A 594-nucleotide genomic window follows, 5' to 3' on the forward strand; every position below is an offset into this window, starting at 1 on the left:
ATTATCGATCATTTTAGAACCAAAATGTTCACGATCCAATTTTCTGACATAAAATTCATCGAAATGAACATCGGTACTTTCTTCAATTACTCTAGTACGTTTGTTCAGTACTCGATAAGCAGCTGAAGAAAATGAGTAACCAAGGAAAATTCCTTCGTCTGATCTTGATTCAAATTTTGAAAGGTGATCTTTGTTATTCTTTATGAAGCATCGACAACCAAAAATATGAAAGAATTTGATGTTTGGTTTTCGGTTGTTAATGACTTCATATGGTGTTTTATGAAGATGTTTATGAATTAAAGAACGATTTTGAGTGTAGCAAGCTGTGGCTATTGCTTCTGCCCAGAAGTATTGTGGCAGATCAGCAAAGATGAGCATTGATCTTGCAGCTTCGCACAGAGTTCGGTTCCTTCTTTCAACAACGCCGTTTTGTTGAGGAGTGTAAGGGGCTGAGAAGTTGTGTTCGATGCCTTTGTTTTTGAGAAATGAGTCTAGAGTTATGTTTTTGAACTCTAAACCATTATCACTTCGGATTCTTCGAACTGGTCGTTTGAGCTTTAATTCAATCTGTTTGATGAAGTTGATCATTTCTTC

1 protein-coding gene is annotated in these 594 nt (G+C 36.0%); it reads right to left on the reverse strand.

Features of this window, described 5'->3' with window-relative positions:
* A partial coding sequence (locus HX793_RS32280; RefSeq protein ID WP_178905621.1) for an integrase core domain-containing protein occupies positions 1 to 594 on the reverse strand: 594 nt, incomplete at both ends.

The organism is Pseudomonas reactans (genome assembly GCF_013387025.1).
Classification (GTDB): domain Bacteria; phylum Pseudomonadota; class Gammaproteobacteria; order Pseudomonadales; family Pseudomonadaceae; genus Aquipseudomonas; species Aquipseudomonas reactans.